This is a genomic window from Phenylobacterium sp. (assembly GCF_035569475.1).
Taxonomy (GTDB): domain Bacteria; phylum Pseudomonadota; class Alphaproteobacteria; order Caulobacterales; family Caulobacteraceae; genus Phenylobacterium.
In genome coordinates this window covers 1-14,986 of record NZ_DATMNA010000094.1, presented here as the reverse complement: position 1 = coordinate 14,986, position 14,986 = coordinate 1, and the positions used below count along the sequence as shown (strand labels likewise).

Genomic DNA, 14,986 nt, shown 5'->3' with positions numbered 1-14,986 from the left:
CCCCGATGGGCAAGCCCACCGGCTTCCTTGAGATCGAGCGCCGCGACCGCACCTACGACAAGGTGTCGGAGCGCCTGAAAACCTGGAAGGAATTCGTCCAGCCGCTGCCGCCGACCGAGGTCGCGCGGCAGGCTTCGCGCTGCATGGATTGCGGGATTCCGTTCTGCCACCAGGGCTGCCCGGTCAACAACCAGATCCCCGACTTCAACAACCTGGTCTACCGCGACCAGTGGAAGGCGGCGCTGGAGAACCTGCAGTCGACCAACAACTTCCCGGAGTTCACCGGCCGCGTCTGCCCCGCGCCCTGCGAGGCCTCCTGCACGCTGAACATTCCGGAGACCCCGGTGACCATCAAGACGATCGAATGCGAGATCGTCGACCGCGGCTGGGAAGAAGGCTGGATCACCCCGCAGATGTCGCCGCGCGGCACCGGAAAGCGGGTGGCGGTGGTGGGTTCGGGCCCCGCGGGCCTGGCCTGCGCCCAGCAACTGGCCCGCGCCGGCCATGCGCCCACGGTCTTCGAGAAGTCCGACCGCATCGGCGGCCTGCTCCGCTACGGCATCCCCGACTTCAAGATGGAAAAGCACCTCATCGACCGGCGTGTGCGCCAGATGGAGGCCGAGGGCGTGATCTTCCGCGCCGGCTTCGAGGTCGGGGTGACAGTCTCGGTCCAGCGCCTGCTGGACGACTACGACGTGCTGGTGATGGCCGGCGGCGCCGAGGCCGGGCGCGACCTGGAGGTCCCGGGCCGCGAACTCCACGGCATCCACTTCGCCATGGAGTTCCTCACCCAGCAGAACAAGCGCAACGCCGGCGACACCGAGGTGATCGCCGCGCCGAACGGCTCGATCTCGGCCGCCGGCAAGCATGTGGTGGTGATCGGCGGCGGCGACACCGGCAGCGACTGCATCGGCACCTCCAACCGCCACGGCGCGGCCTCGGTCACCCAGCTCGAGATCATGCCCCAGCCGCCGGCGCAGGAGAACAAGCTGCTCACCTGGCCGGACTGGCCGCTGAAGCTGCGCACCTCGTCCTCCCAGGAAGAGGGCTGCGAGCGCGACTTCGCCGTGGCCACCAAGCGCGCCATCGGCCAGGACGGCCGGGTCACGGCGCTCGAGTGCGTGCGGCTCGAATGGGTCGCCGGCGACGACGGCCGGATGCGCATGGCCGAAGTGGCCGGCTCGGAGTTCATGCTGCAGGCCGACCTCGTGCTCCTGGCCATGGGCTTCACCGGTCCGCGGGTGGCGGGCCTGGTCGAAAACGCCGGGGTCGAGCTCGATGCGCGCGGGGCGGTCGCGGCGAATGTCGCCAACTACCAGACCAGCGTGCGCAACATCTTCGCCTGCGGCGACATGCGCCGCGGCCAGTCCCTGGTGGTCTGGGCGATCCGCGAGGGCCGCCAGTGCGCCCGCGCCGTCGACGAAGCCCTGATGGGCGCTTCCAAGCTGCCGCGCTAGACCCCCGCACCGTAGGCTGGCAGAAGCCGGACCTGTTGCGAGCGGAGGCCTCGGATGGACGTGCGTTGCGTGGTGAAGTCCGACGACCGGCTGGGCGAGGGCCCGGTCTGGTCGCCGCTCGACGGCCGGCTCTACTGGTTCGACATCAAGGGCCGGCGGCTGGCCTGGTATGCGCCCAAGACCGACGAGCGCGGCGCCTTCGACCTGCCGTTCCGCGCCAGCGCCGCGGCCCCGCGTCGCCAGGGGGGCCTGCTCATGGCCACCGACAAGGGCTTGGTGATCTGCGACCCCGACAAGGCCACCCTGGAGGTCGTCCGCGCCTACGAGTTTCCGCCCGGCTTCCGCACCAACGACGGCAAGATCGACCTGGAAGGGAACTTCTGGTGGTCGACCATGGACGACGACCACGGCCGGCAGCCCGGCGCGGTCTTCCGCACCCGGCCCGACTTCGAGACCGAGCGGATGCTGACCGGCATCCACATCCCCAACACCCTTTCGGTCAGCCCGGACGGCCAGACCCTCTACCTGGCCGACTCCAAGCTGCAGACCATCTTCGCCCACGAGACGGCGAACCTGTCGAACCTGCGGAACTTCGCCCACACGGCGGGCGCGCCGGCCAGCCCCGACGGTTCGGCGGTGGACGCCCAGGGCTGCCTCTGGAACGCCCAGTGGGGCGGCTGGCGGATCGTTCGCTACGCGCCGGACGGTCAGATCGATACGATCGTGCCCATGCCCGTCCAGCAGCCCACCAGTTGCGCCTTCGGCGGCGAGAACCTGACCACGCTCTTCGTCACCAGCGCCTGGGACGAGCTGCCCCTGGGCGCGCGGGCTTCGCAGCCGCTGGCCGGCGGCCTGTTCGCCATCGAGACCGGCGTGAAAGGGCTGGCGCTGCCGCTGTTTGAAGGCTGAGGTAGGGCCATGGCCAGGAAACCGCTGCGCAGCGCCAAGAGCTATGGCAAAAACGACAAGGACGGTTTCATCCACCGGAGCTGGATCAAGGCCACCGGTCTGCCGGACCACGTCTTCGACGGCCGCCCGATCATCGGCATCGCCAACACCTGGTCGGAGCTGGTCACCTGCCAGGTCGGCCTGCGCGACCTCGCCGACTATGTGAAGCGCGGGGTCTGGGAGGCGGGCGGGGTGCCCATCGAGTTCCCGGCCATGTCGCTCCCCGAGACCCAGATGCGGCCGACCGCCATGCTGTTCCGCAACCTGCTGGCCATGGAGGTCGAGGAGTCGATCCGCGCCAACCCCATCGACGGGGTGGTGCTGATGGGCGGCTGCGACAAGACCACGCCGGGCCTGCTGATGGGCGCGGCCAGCGTCGACCTGCCGGCGATCTTCGTTTCCTCGGGTCCGATGCTGAACGGCAAGTTCGAGGGGCGCGACATCGGCTCCGGCACCGACGTCTGGCGCTTCTCGGAAGCCGTCCGCGCGGGCGAGATGAGCCTGGACGAGTTCCTCTCCGCCGAGTCCGGCATGAGCCGCTCGGCCGGCGTCTGCAACACCATGGGCACGGCCTCGACCATGTCCAGCCTGACCGAGGCCCTGGGGATCTCCCTGCCGGGCAACGCCGCCCTGCCGGCGGTGGACAGCCGCCGCAAGGTCCTGGCCCACATGAGCGGCAATCGCATCGTCCAGCTCGTGAAGGACGACGTGAAGCCCTCCGACATCATGACCCGCCAGGCCTTCGAGAACGCCATCCTCATGCACGCCGCCATCGGCGGCTCCACCAATGCGGTGGTGCACCTGCTGGCGCTCGCCGGCCGCCTGGGCGTGCCGCTCACCCTCGATGATTTCGACGAGATCGCCCGCGAGGCGCCGCTGCTGGTCAACCTGATGCCCTCCGGCAAGTACCTGATGGAGGACTTCTGCTACGCTGGCGGCGCAGCCGCGGTGGCGCGGGAGCTGGGCGGCCTCTACCGCCGCGACGCGCTGACGGTCTCCGGCAAGACGCAAGGCGAGATCGCCGACGCAGCCAAGGTCTGGAACCGCGACGTGATCGGCTCGCTGGACGCCCCTGTCGGGCCCTCATCCGGCGTCTGGGTGCTGAAGGGCAACCTCTGTCCCGATGGCGCCATCCTGAAGCCCAGCGCCGCCAGCCCGTCGCTCCTGACGCACCGGGGCAGGGCGGTCGTCTTCGAGACCATCGAGGACTACCAGGCCCGCATCGACGACCCGGACCTCGATGTCGACGAGACCTCGATCCTGGTGCTGAAGGGCTGCGGACCCAAGGGTTATCCGGGCATGCCGGAGGTCGGCAACATGGGTCTGCCGCCCAAGCTGCTGGCCAGGGGCGTCACCGACATGGTCCGCATCTCCGACGCGCGGATGAGCGGCACGGCCTATGGCACGGTGATCCTGCATGTCGCGCCGGAGGCCGAGGCCGGCGGCCCGCTGGCCCTGGTGCGGACCGGCGACGAGATCGCCTTCGACGGCCCGAACCGCACGCTCGACCTCCTGGTGGACGAGGCCGAGCTCGCCCGCCGCCGCGCGGCCTGGGAGGCGGCCCGCCGGCCGTCGCCCTATACCCGCGGCTGGTATCGGCTCTACATCGACACCGTCCAGCAGGCCGACCGCGGCGTCGACCTCGATTTCCTGGTCGGCAAATCCAGCCCCGACGTCAGCCGGGAATCGCACTGACGGACGTGGCGTCTTAACGGGAATTTCGGGGCGAGGCGGGACGATGGGGGCATGAAGGCAGCATCACAGCCCTCCGTGCTGGTCACCGGCGGCGCCGGCTACATCGGCGCCCACACCGCCAAGGCCCTGCATGAGCGGGGCTTCCTGCCCGTCGTCTTCGACGACCTCAGCTCCGGCTCGCGCGAGGCGGTCCGCTGGGGGCCGCTCATCCAGGGCGACCTGCGCGACCGCGCCGCGCTCAGCGAGGCGGTCGCCACCCACCAGCCCGTCGCCGTCATCCACTTCGCCGGCCTGATCGAGGTCGGCCGCTCCACCGTCAGCCCCGACCTCTTCTGGGAGGTCAATGTGGCGGGAACCGTCAACCTCCTGACCGTCATGCGCGAACAGGGCGTCGAGCGGCTGGTGTTCTCCTCCAGCGCCGCCGTCTACGGCCAGGGCGGCCGCGGCCCGCTGGAGACCATCGCCGAGACGGCCGACAAGGCGCCGGCCAGTCCCTATGGCGACACCAAGCTCGCCGCGGAATGGATGATCGCCGCCCAGTGCCGCGCCCATGGCCTGACGGCGGTGGCGCTGCGCTATTTCAACGCCGCCGGCGCAGACCCCTCGGGCCTGATCGGCGAGGCGCACGAGCCGGAGACCCACCTGATCCCGCTCGCCATCGCCGCGGCGCTCGGCGACGGCAAGCCGCTGACGGTGTTCGGCCACGACTTCGATACCCCGGATGGCGCCTGCCTCCGCGACTACGTCCATGTGACGGACCTGGCCGCCGCCCACCTGGCCGCGCTCACCGTCGACCTGCCGGCCGGCGCCTTCGAGGCGGTGAATGTCGGCAGCGGCCGGGGCCATTCGGTGTTGCAGGTGGTCGAGGCGGTGGGCCGCGCGGTCGGCGTCCCCGTGCCGCACGCGATCGGCCCGCGCAGGGCCGGCGATCCGCCGAGCCTGGTGGCCGACCCGCGCCGCGCGCGCGAGCTGCTGGGCTGGGCCGCGCAACATTCCGCGCTGGACGAGATCGTCGCCGACGCCCTGCGCTGGGAGCGTGAGCCCGCCTATGGCGCCGGCCACCGCGACCCGGCCAACCGCCGCAGGTCCCCGACGCCGGTCTAGACCCTCCGCACGCGTTCAATCGTGCGCGCTAACTGATCGCCGATCAGGCTGCGTCGCTTGGTCTCGTCCGGCGCGCGGCCCTTTTCCCGGCGGGCGCCTTGCTTTCGCCGCCGCAATGCTCAAGGTTCGCCCCGGGCGTTGGGGAAAACGATGGGCGAGACGGCGGCGGAGCGGGCGAAGCAACTCGCTCGAAATCTGTTGGAAATCCTAGCCTCTTACGAGGAGGAATTGATGGCGATTGAACGTGAAGAGCCCGGGACGGCACAGCTTCGGCGGGCTGTGGGAATCACTATCGCCGAGGCCTGCTATCTCATCACCGACCAGGGCTTGGCCCAGCCGGATTGGGCGCCGCCGGCGGACGATCCCGCTCGGCGCGCCCGCTAGTCCAGTCAATCCCCCGGAGACACCATGGCCCGCAAGCCCGACGCGCTCGCCGACCCCATCGACATCGCCGTTGGCGCGAGGATCCGGCTGCTGCGCAAGGTCCGGGGCCTGTCGCAGCAGGCGCTCGCCGAGGCGGCCGGCGTCACCTTCCAGCAGATCCAGAAGTACGAGCGCGGCGCGAACCGGGTGAGCGCGTCGATGCTGTCGCGGATCGCCGCCACCCTGCAGGCCCCCGTCGCCGAGATGTTCGGCGACGTCAGCCCGGCCAGCGGCGCCATCGACGACGTGGCGGCCCTGCTGGCCGAGCCCGGCGCGCTGGAGCTGCTGCGCGCCTATTCGATCCTGCCCCGCGGCGCGCCCCGCGCCGCCCTCGTCGAGTTCGTCCGCAGCCTGAAGTCGGTCTAGGGTCGCCCCGGGGTCAGCGGATATCGCCCCTGCCCATCGAGAAGACCGGCTGGAAGCAGCCGAGGATCAGGCGCCTCGCATCGAACGGCGGCTCTCCGGACGTATCCAGGCGCCCGTCCTCGTGCATCTTCGCCTCGGCGGCGTAGAAGCTCTCCCTGTCGGGCCAGATTTGCCAGGAAAAGACGATTTTCTCGCCGTCCTTCGCGGCGACCGCGCGGCGGAAGTCCGTCAGCTTGCCGTCGGGAACGAAGTCCTCCCAGCTCTCGACGATCTCCAGGCACCCATAGTCCTTGAAGATCCTGGCCCCGTTCTCCGCCCACCTTTGATAGGCGTCCATCCTGTCCTCGGGCACGGGAATGACCAAGCCTGCGACATACATGGTGAGGCTCCCTGGTAAGGCGCCGCCCGCCTAGGCGCTGACGCCGAGCGCGGCGATGGCCCGGTCCTTGATGGCCTTGTAGTCGACCTTGCCGTTGGGGGCCCGGCCGATGGTGTCCACCAGCACCAGGTCGCGCGGCGCCTTGTAGCCCGCGAGGGTGCGGCGCACGTGCTCGGAGAGCTCCGCCAGCGTCGGCTGGACCGCCCCGTCGGTCTCGACCACCGCGCAGATCCGCTCGCCGAAGCGGGCGTCCGGCAGGCCCACGACCACCGCGTCGCGGACGCCGGCGTGGGTCTTCAGCGCCTCTTCGACCTCCTCGGGGAAGACCTTCTCGCCGCCGGTGTTGATGCAGACCGAGCCGCGGCCCAGCAGTTTCAGGGAGCCGTCGGCGTTCACCTCGGCCCAGTCGCCCGGCACGCTCCAGCGGACGCCCTCGATGATCCGGAAGGTCTTGGCGGTCTTCTCCTCGTCCTTGTAGTAGCCGCGCGGCAAGAGGCCGCTCACCGCCACCATCCCGCGCTCGCCCGAGCCCGGCTGCACGCGCCGGCCGTCCTCGGTGAACACCACACAGGTGGGGCCGGGTGTGAAGGCCGCGGTCTTCGCCTCGGCGCCGGGCGCTGAGGCCGAAACGCCCAGGCCCACCGCCTCCGACGAGCCGAAGCTGTCGAAGATCATGGCGTTCCTGGCGTGGCTCAGCAGCCCCTGCTTGTTCTCCTGGCTCCACATGGAGCCGGATGAGCTCATGGCGCGCACGCTGGACAGGTCCCAGCGGCCGGGATGGGCCTCCAGGGCCTCCAGCATGGGCGTCGAGAAGGCCAGGCCCACGATGACGATGTTGCTGGCCCCCAGCCGGGCGGTCTCGTCCCACAGCTCCATGGCGTTGAATCTGCGCGACGGCAGGAAGGCCGCCGTCCCGCCGGCGTTGAAGCAGATCAGGTTGGAGAACTGTCCGGTTCCGTGCATCAGCGGGCAGGCGATCAGGGTCGTCGGCCGCAGGTGCTCCGGCGAGAGGATTCGCGCCGTCAGCTCCTCGATGGACGTCGCCGGCGGTATGCCGAGCAGGGCGTTGCCGCCGGCTCCGATGACGTTGAACAGGTCGTCCTGCGCCCACATCACGCCCTTGGGCATGCCGGTGGTGCCGCCGGTGTAGAGCAGCAGCAGGTCGTCGCCGGAGCGGCCCCAGGGGGCCTTCACCGGCCGCACGGCGGGAACCTGGGCCACGATGGCGTCATAGTCCTCGGCCCAGGCCGGAACCGGATGGCCGGGCTCGGCCACCGCCACCCAGGCTTTCACCCTGCCCAGCCGGCCGCGGATGGCCTCCAGCACCTCGGCGAACCCGGCGTGGAACACCACGGCCTCGGCGTCGGCGTTGTCGAACAGGTAGAAGAGCTCCTCGGGCCCGTAGCGGTAGTTGGTGTTCACCGGGGCGAAGCCGCCCTTGAAGGCCGCGCAGTAGGTCTCGATGTATTCCGGGCCGTTGTAGAGGAAGGCCGCGACCTTGGCCTGATGGCCGAGGCCCCGGTCGATGAAATGGGCCGCGAGCGCGTCGGCGCGGGCGTCGAACTCGGCCCAGGTGGTCACCCGCTCACCCTGGATGGTGGCCGGCCGCTCAGGCTGGACGGCGGCGATCGCCTCCCATACGTCCGCGAAGGTCCAGGAACTCACCGCATCCTCCAGAAAGTCTTCTTCTTTGGGAGGAAGTTGGCGTCCCGAGAGGGCGCGAAGTCAATCGTCCGCTCAGATGGCCCCTGCTCAGATGGGTAGGGCGGTGGTGCACTTGATCTGCTCCATGGCGAAGGACGAGGAGACGTCCTGCAAAGGGGCGGCGGCGATCAGGCGCTTGTAGAAGCCGTCATAGGCGGCGATGTCGCGGACCACGACCTTCAGCAGGTAGTCCGTCTCGCCGGACATCCGGTAGAACTCCACCACCTCCGGCAGGCCCGCGGCGCCCTTGGCGAAGGCGTTCAGCCAGTCCTCGTCGTGGCGGCTGGTGCGGACCGAGACGAACACCACCAGCCCCAGGTCCAGTTGTTCCCGGTCGAGGATCGCCACCCGCCGCTCGATCACGCCGGCGTCGGTCAGCCGCTTCACCCGTTTCCAGCACGGGGTCTGGGAAAGCCCCGCCCGTTCGGCGAGCTCGGCGATCGGGACGGTGGCGTCGGCCTGCAGCTCGCGCAGGATCCGCCGGTCGATGGGATCGAGAACGATTGTCATGCCGTGAGCCTCCGCCGTGGAATCCTGTTCTACGGCGGGACCGATTGGCGCGCCAGATCGGCTGTAGTCGGCGCCGACGCGGCGGCCTGGGCAGGCCGGCGCCGGCCCTGGGCCTTGCCGGGTCACGTCCATGATATTATGTGCATCATATAAACCGGAGCCGCGCGATGCGCTACAGCGACACCCGCAAGGACGAGACCCGCAGGAAGGTGTTGCGCGCCGCCGCCGCGGCTGTGCGCGCCAAGGGTCCCGATGGCGTCGGCGTCGCCGAGGTCATGGCCGAGGCCGGCCTGACGCACGGCGGCTTCTACGCCCACTTCCCCAACAAGGAGGCCCTGGTCGCCGCGGCCATCGAGGAAGCCTTCGGCCAGAGCCGCCGCCGTTTCGCGCGCATGACCGAGGGCATGGACGCCGCCGCGGCGCTTTCGGCCTTCGTCGACGCCTACGTCTCCGCCGACCACCGCGACAATCCCCAGCGCGGTTGCCCGATCTCGACGCTCAGCAACGACCTGCCGCGGCAGGGACCCCTGGCGCGCGCGGCCTTCGACGCCGGCGTCGAGAACCTGATCGGCCAACTGGAAGCCTGGCTCCCCGGGCAGGCGCCCGAGGCGCGGCGCGGCCTGGCCGCCTCCCTGATGGCCGAGATGGCGGGCGCCGTGGCCCTCGCCCGCGCCGTCTCCGACCCCGACCTCGCCGCCCGCCTGCTGGACGCCTCGCGCAGCCGGATCAGGGCCCGCGCCGGACTGCCCGCCGCCTCTGGAGCCTCGCAATGAACGCCATCGTCCCCGAACGGGCCGCCCTCAGCGGCCTCGAGCAACTCCGCGCGGTCTTCGACCCGGCTCACCCGGACCGGGCGCCGGGCATCGGCAAGACCCTGGGCTTCACGGTTCTGGAGATGGAGGAGGGCCGGGTGGTGTTCGGCGGCGCGCCCGACGAGCGGGTCTACAACCCCCTCGGCACGGTGCACGGCGGCTATGCGGCGACCCTGCTCGACTCCGCCGTCGGCTGCGCCGTCCATTCCACGCTCCAGGCGGGGCAGGGCTACACGACGCTGGAGCTCAAGGTCGCCTACCACCGCGCCATGACCAAGGACACCGGCCCGGTGCGCGCCGAAGGCCGGGTCGTCAAGGCGGGGCGCCGCGCGGCCTTCGCGGAAGGCCGGCTCACCGACGCCCAGGGCCGCCTCTACGCCACGGCGACCTCGACGCTGCTGGTGTTCGACAAGTGAAGGTCACGGGGGTGTTGTCGAACCGCTCCAAGATCGGTGTTTTGCATCCCTGAGGCGAGCGGCTCACGTTTCCTAGGTGACGCGGGGCGCATTGCGCTCCTAGGATACCGCCAAGCGACTCAGTTCACGCACATCCGACGTGTGGCCGCAGACGCCTAAAATCTAGCTGGGGGAGCCCAACAAATGGCCGACGCCAAGAAAACCAACGCCCTTCAAAAGCCGCTCACGCCGTCGCCTGAACTGGCCGCCGTGGTCGGGGCGGGGCAACTGTCCCGCGGCGAAGTGGTTTCGAAGATCTGGGAATACATCAAGAAGAACAACCTTCAGGACCCGAAGAACAAGCGCGACATCCTGGCTGACGCCAAGCTGAAGCCGGTGTTCGGCGGCAAGGACAAGGTCAGCATGTTCGAGATGAACAAGCACCTCGCCGGCCACCTGAAGTAGGCGAAAGCCCTCGGCGGAGCCTCACGCCCGCCGTAGATCTCTGAGTCGCAGAGGCCTCGCCGGTTCGCCCGGCGGGGCCTCTTGCTGTTCAGCCTTTGAATTTTTCCACGGTCCAGGGCGTATTTCTCGCCCGATGTGCGCCTTCGCTTAACCCTCGGCTGCGATTCTCGTACCCGGGAAGGTTGCGCCGATGGAGGTCGTGGTGAGCGAGAGCGCCGCAGTTGCGGGTCGCAAAGCTGAGCCCGCGGGGGCCCGGCCTGCGTCGCAAGGCGCGCAACTCGACGCCCTGGCCCAGGCCCAGCTCTCCGGCGCCATGCGCCTGGTCTCCTCCGACGCCGAAGCCCAGATCGAACGGTTCTGCGATCCGCAGCTCCTGGCGTCCGGCAAGGTCAACATCGTCTCGCTCGAGGCCGTCCAGCAGCGCTTCGGCGACCGCTGGCAGAGCCGCAAGGACCAGGTCTTCGATTTCGCCGAGCGGGTGCTGGAGCGGGGCCTGGATTCGCGGGGCGTGTTCGTGCGGGTCTCGGACATGGACTATTTCATCGTCCATCCCGACCTGAGCCGGCTGGCCGGCCAGGCGGCCTGCCTGCGCTATCTGCGCGAAATCCTCACCCACTTCCTGGGCGATGCGCGGCAGACGGCCGGGGGCATCCTGCAGGTGACCAAGATCAGCCACGGCCGGGCCCAGGCCGAGCAGGTCGACGCCCTGGCCGCCGAGCAGATGCTGGCCTCGGGCGCCGACGAGGAGGGCGTGACCCGGCTGGGCGCCTTGCCGGAGGACTCCGACGTCACCACCCGGCTGGTGAACCGCTGGACGCCCTTCGTGGCGGTCGACGGGCGGCAGATGCGGGTCTCGGCGACCCTGGAGCCGGTCTATGAGCTCAAGGGCTTCACGCGCATCGGCTTCAGGATGCTGCGGCGGGTGATCGTCATCGCCACCGGCGAGGAGCTTTCGGCGCAGCAGGTCGGGGCCTTGTCCGCCGCCGACGTCCTTCGCGCCGACCTGGCGACCATCACCCGCGGCATCGCGCGCCTGCGGGCGGAGGCAGGCGGCGAACGCCAGCTCAGCCTCATCGTACCGCTCTCGTTCACCAGCCTGTCCAGCCAGAAGGGCCGCAGCGAGCTGGTCGAGCCGCTGAAGGAGGCCAGCGGCCTCGTCCGGCTGGGCGTGGTCTGCGAAATCCTCGATATCGAGGGCGTGCCGCCGGGCGCCCTGCTGTCGGCCGCGTCGCTGGTGCGGCCCTTCTCCCTGCTGGTGGTCGGCCGGATGGCGAGCGGCGCGGTCGCGACCATGGACCGCCTCAAGGGCGCGGGCCTGCAGGCGCTGTCCTTCGAATGCCCGACCGGCCTCGGCGACGCGGAGTTCATGGGCTGGGCGACCGCCACCATCGCCGGCGCCAAGCGGGTCGCCAAGTCGGTGCTGGTCTACCGCGTCTCCTCGCCCCAGCGCGCCGCGACCCTCTCCTCGCTGGGCGCCACCCACGTGAGCCTGATCGGCGCCTGACGCCGGGCTTGCCGCCCCCGAAGGGGAACACCTGATTCCGGAGGTGGAAAATGGTGGGGGAGGCAGTCGTACCGCAAATTGTCTCCATATCGTGGAAGCTGATATTTGCCTTGGTGGTGACTGAACTTCACATAAAGACCTTGCAAACGCGCCGCGGAGCTATGCGGACGCTGGCTGGGGATCTCAGGCGAACTACACCTACGATCCGGCCGGCCGACTTGGGACTCTGAGCCAGGCGGGTGGTGGGGCCGGGCCGGTGTCGTTCCAAACGCTGGCCTACACGCCAGCCAGCCAGCTCGCCAGTTTGACTCAGAATTCCCTAGCTTACGTGTGGCAGGGCCAACCAACGACGACCAAGGATTCGACGCACACCGGCCTAAACGAGGATGCTGCCATCGCGGTCCTGCCACACGGCTATGATCCTAATGGCAACTACACCGACAATGGAGTGCGGAACTACACCTACGACGAGCAGAACCGCATGACTTTTGAGGGCGATGCGGTCACTGCGCTGGGAGTCGCATATGATCCGCTCGGCCGCCTGCGGGCGACCCATACATCCGCGAACGTTTGGACCTATTTCCTCTACGCCGGCGACCAGCTCATTGGCGAATACGGGGACAAGTCGGCGACGCAGCCTGCGCTATGGCGCCACGTCCACGGCGACGGCACCGATGAGCCGCTTGTCTCGTACGCGGGGAACGACACCTCCCAGCGACGCTGGCTGCACGCGGATCGGCAGGGTTCGATCATCGCCTGGTCCGACGTCTCCGGCGCAATCCAGGCAACCTACACCTACAGCCCCTACGGCGAGCCGAGCGCCTGGTCGGGGTCGAGGTTCCTCTACACAGGGCAGGCCGCGCTGCCGGAGGTCCAGCTGCACTTCTACAAGGCGCGGCTATATGATCCCGTACAGGGTCGGTTCCTGCAGACCGACCCGATCGGGCAGGAAAGCGACCCCAATCTGTACGCGTATGTGCATGACGACCCGGTGGATCGGAGCGATCCCAGTGGGCTCGTGGATTCGAGCTGCACTGGCGCCCTTATCTGCGGTGGCGAAACTATCCACGGGTCTGGAGGGAGTGAAGCCGGGCCGGGAAGCGTGCCGAATGCTGCACATCCGGAGTCTGGCGCATTCCAGGTCGCACAAAATACCCGAGTGGATCCCAATGGACGCGGGCCGGCGGGTGAACGTGCAGCCGGCATTGACCAAAGTGCCAAGGAGCGTATTCCGTCGCGGACGGGGACGGCCAAATATCGCATCCCAGATGAATCAAAGGCGGGGCACATCCGCGAAGTGAAAAATGTGAACCGCTTCAGGGTTACCGGCCAAATCAAGGATTTTGTGGCGGAGGCAAAGGCAAGCCTTCGAACGTTCTTCCTGGACCTTGATGAGCAGACGCACGTGCCAGAATCAGCTCAGAAATATCTCAATGAGAACGACGTTCAGGTTCGACGTCTCCCTCTGGGCCGCGGGGGGCCAATAGTCATTCCGCCGGAAGAATTGATTACTCCCGAAGAAATAATAATTCCGCCTCTATAGATGCCTACAGATCAGGTCTCTTCAGAAAATGCGCTTCGCGAGAAGGAAGATTTCCTTGTAGTGGAAGAATTGTCAAAAATTGGTCTTAATATAGGAAGTGTTTACGATCTTGCGAAAATTTCTCTATCGAAAGAGGCCGTGCCCATTCTGCTCTCGATGATGAGATCGACCACGCATCCAGCGATAAAGCAGGGAATTATCCGGGCCCTAGGTGATCGAGATAACAGCAGAGATATTGGCCCAGAGCTGCTATCATATTTCAAAGATATTGATGAAAATGAATGGGCGAGAGAAGATACTAAATGGGTACTGGGGAATTCAATTGAGATTATAGCCGGTCCAGAACTGCTGGATGACATGATCGAAATTGCCCTCGATGATAGTCATGGAAAATCGAGGGAAATGATAGTTCTAGGATTAGGAAAGATTAGAGATGAACGGGCGTTTTTGGCACTTAAGAATCTAGTCAATGACCCTCAAGTTGAAGGCCATGCTGTTAGTGCTTTGGGAAAATTGGGTGACAGGAGAGCCATTCCATTGCTGGAGTCGAAGACATCCAGCGGTAAGAGTTGGGTAAGGCGGGAAGCGAAGAGCGCGCTGAACCGCTTGAGGAAGATTCAATAACGGCGTCGAGGGATACGTCCTGAGCCGGATGATGGGTGCCGCCGGCGGCTCGGCAAGAATTCTGGGGACGCCATACACAACTCCCGTGTCGCCGAATCCACGCCACAGCCCTCCCACTGCTGCGGGCAGGATAAAAGGACGCGAAGTGCGGGTCGGGTAAGTCGCTGCTGCCACGCCTTTTTGCACTTTGCCTGGGGTGGTCGCGAGGTGCGGATTCTCCCATCCCCCTGAACTCTCCCAACACAGCGCAAGGTGCGCCGCCGAACGTGCGCCATGGCTCTGCGATGGAGCCCTTTAGCCGAGGACCCTCATCTATGATCCAGGGGCTTCTGACTCAATCCGGATTACGGTGACACTGTACGAAATAGGTCCGCACCCTGATCTTGCAGCGCCTTGGGCTTAGGCCCGCGCTTGGCCGGGGCCAGGGTGCGCCGGGTCTGCGCCTCCAGGGCCTCGATCCACTCCGCCGCGCCGACCGGGCGGCCCGTCGTGCGAGACGCGAGCAAGGCTCTGACCGCCGCCTGATCCTCGGCGCCCTCGATCAAGCCGGCGAAGTCCTCGATGCGCGCCAGCAAGGGGGCGACCGTCACCACCGCGTCGTCCGCCCCGGCGAGGTGGGCGCGCACGCTCGACCACGGCCAATCCGCAGCGCGCCGGGTCATCCCGGCCGCCACCGGGTTCATCGCCACATAGCGGGCGGCGGCGATCAGATGGCGTTCATCCATGGCCGTGGAGCTGAACCGGCCTTGCCACAGGTGGCCGGTCAGCTTCAGGCGGGCGTGGATGCGGGCGCTATAGCGGCGATGGGCCTCGGCGAAGGTGGCCCGCAGCCCGTCGGCATGGCTGGGGGTCATGATGAAGTGCACATGATTGGGCATCAGGCAGTAGGCCCAGACCTCAGTGCCCGAGGCCCGCGCCGCCTTTGAGATCAGGTCCAGATAGGCGCGGTAGTCGTCATCGCCGAAGAACACCGCCTCGCGGTGGTTGCCCCGCTGGGTCACATGGTGCGGCAGGCCTGGGATGACGACGCGGGCGAGGCGGGCGATAGGGCGTCTCC

General features: G+C 68.0%; 16 protein-coding genes. 12 read left to right on the top strand and 4 right to left on the bottom strand.

What is annotated here, in order from left to right:
• Positions 1 to 5: 5 nt before the first annotated feature.
• The 6 genes from VNW53_RS14830 to VNW53_RS14805 all read left to right on the top strand — a co-directional run bounded on the left by VNW53_RS14830 (position 6) and on the right by VNW53_RS14805 (position 5,993).
• Positions 6 to 1,457, top strand: a complete 1,452-nt coding sequence (locus tag VNW53_RS14830; RefSeq protein ID WP_325556518.1) for a glutamate synthase subunit beta — start codon at positions 6 to 8, stop codon at positions 1,455 to 1,457.
• 54 nt (positions 1,458 to 1,511) lie between these two features.
• Positions 1,512 to 2,366: an SMP-30/gluconolactonase/LRE family protein gene (locus VNW53_RS14825; RefSeq protein ID WP_325556517.1), complete on the top strand. Its 855-nt coding sequence runs from the start codon at positions 1,512 to 1,514 to the stop codon at positions 2,364 to 2,366.
• Positions 2,367 to 2,375: 9 nt separating this feature from the next.
• Entirely contained in the window at positions 2,376 to 4,100 is a 1,725-nt protein-coding gene (locus VNW53_RS14820; protein ID WP_325556516.1) for an IlvD/Edd family dehydratase, read from the top strand.
• 51 nt (positions 4,101 to 4,151) lie between these two features.
• Positions 4,152 to 5,204 (top strand): UDP-glucose 4-epimerase GalE, encoded by a 1,053-nt coding sequence (gene galE, locus VNW53_RS14815; protein ID WP_325556515.1) that lies wholly within the window; start codon positions 4,152 to 4,154, stop codon positions 5,202 to 5,204.
• Positions 5,205 to 5,354: 150 nt separating this feature from the next.
• Positions 5,355 to 5,588 (top strand): hypothetical protein, encoded by a 234-nt coding sequence (locus VNW53_RS14810; RefSeq protein WP_325556513.1) that lies wholly within the window; start codon positions 5,355 to 5,357, stop codon positions 5,586 to 5,588.
• Positions 5,589 to 5,612: 24 nt separating this feature from the next.
• On the top strand, positions 5,613 to 5,993 hold the full coding sequence (locus VNW53_RS14805) for a helix-turn-helix transcriptional regulator (protein ID WP_325556512.1): 381 nt from the start codon (positions 5,613 to 5,615) through the stop codon (positions 5,991 to 5,993).
• 13 nt (positions 5,994 to 6,006) lie between these two features.
• On the opposite strand, the gene VNW53_RS14800 is transcribed toward VNW53_RS14805, so the two are convergent.
• From VNW53_RS14800 to VNW53_RS14790, 3 genes are all read right to left on the bottom strand, one after another.
• Entirely contained in the window at positions 6,007 to 6,372 is a 366-nt protein-coding gene (locus VNW53_RS14800) for a DUF1428 domain-containing protein (RefSeq protein ID WP_325556510.1), read from the bottom strand.
• Positions 6,373 to 6,402: 30 nt separating this feature from the next.
• The gene (locus VNW53_RS14795) at positions 6,403 to 8,037 is read right to left on the bottom strand and encodes an acyl-CoA synthetase (RefSeq protein WP_325556509.1); all 1,635 of its coding nucleotides are present in this window, start codon (positions 8,035 to 8,037) and stop codon (positions 6,403 to 6,405) included.
• 87 nt (positions 8,038 to 8,124) lie between these two features.
• Positions 8,125 to 8,586 carry an Lrp/AsnC family transcriptional regulator gene (locus VNW53_RS14790; protein ID WP_325556508.1) on the bottom strand — a complete coding sequence of 154 codons (462 nt, stop codon included), beginning with the start codon at positions 8,584 to 8,586 and terminating at the stop codon, positions 8,125 to 8,127.
• Between the two features lie 167 nt (positions 8,587 to 8,753).
• Here VNW53_RS14790 and VNW53_RS14785 point away from each other — a divergent pair, with 167 nt between their 5' ends.
• From VNW53_RS14785 to VNW53_RS14760, 6 genes are all read left to right on the top strand, one after another.
• Entirely contained in the window at positions 8,754 to 9,359 is a 606-nt protein-coding gene (locus tag VNW53_RS14785; RefSeq protein WP_325556506.1) for a TetR/AcrR family transcriptional regulator, read from the top strand.
• A complete protein-coding gene (locus tag VNW53_RS14780) occupies positions 9,356 to 9,814 on the top strand; it encodes a PaaI family thioesterase (protein ID WP_325556504.1) in 459 nt (152 codons plus the stop codon). The genes VNW53_RS14785 and VNW53_RS14780 overlap by 4 nt, the downstream gene beginning before the upstream one ends.
• A gap of 183 nt (positions 9,815 to 9,997) precedes the next feature.
• Positions 9,998 to 10,258: an SWIB/MDM2 domain-containing protein gene (locus tag VNW53_RS14775; RefSeq protein WP_325556503.1), complete on the top strand. Its 261-nt coding sequence runs from the start codon at positions 9,998 to 10,000 to the stop codon at positions 10,256 to 10,258.
• Between the two features lie 202 nt (positions 10,259 to 10,460).
• A complete protein-coding gene (locus VNW53_RS14770; RefSeq protein WP_325556502.1) occupies positions 10,461 to 11,762 on the top strand; it encodes a hypothetical protein in 1,302 nt (433 codons plus the stop codon).
• Positions 11,763 to 12,018: 256 nt separating this feature from the next.
• Positions 12,019 to 13,305 (top strand): RHS repeat-associated core domain-containing protein, encoded by a 1,287-nt coding sequence (locus VNW53_RS14765; protein ID WP_325556501.1) that lies wholly within the window; start codon positions 12,019 to 12,021, stop codon positions 13,303 to 13,305.
• On the top strand, positions 13,306 to 13,929 hold the full coding sequence (locus VNW53_RS14760; RefSeq protein ID WP_325556500.1) for a HEAT repeat domain-containing protein: 624 nt from the start codon (positions 13,306 to 13,308) through the stop codon (positions 13,927 to 13,929).
• A gap of 344 nt (positions 13,930 to 14,273) precedes the next feature.
• On the opposite strand, the gene VNW53_RS14755 is transcribed toward VNW53_RS14760, so the two are convergent.
• A partial coding sequence (locus tag VNW53_RS14755) for a transposase (RefSeq protein WP_325556498.1) occupies positions 14,274 to 14,986 on the bottom strand: 713 nt, incomplete at its 5' end.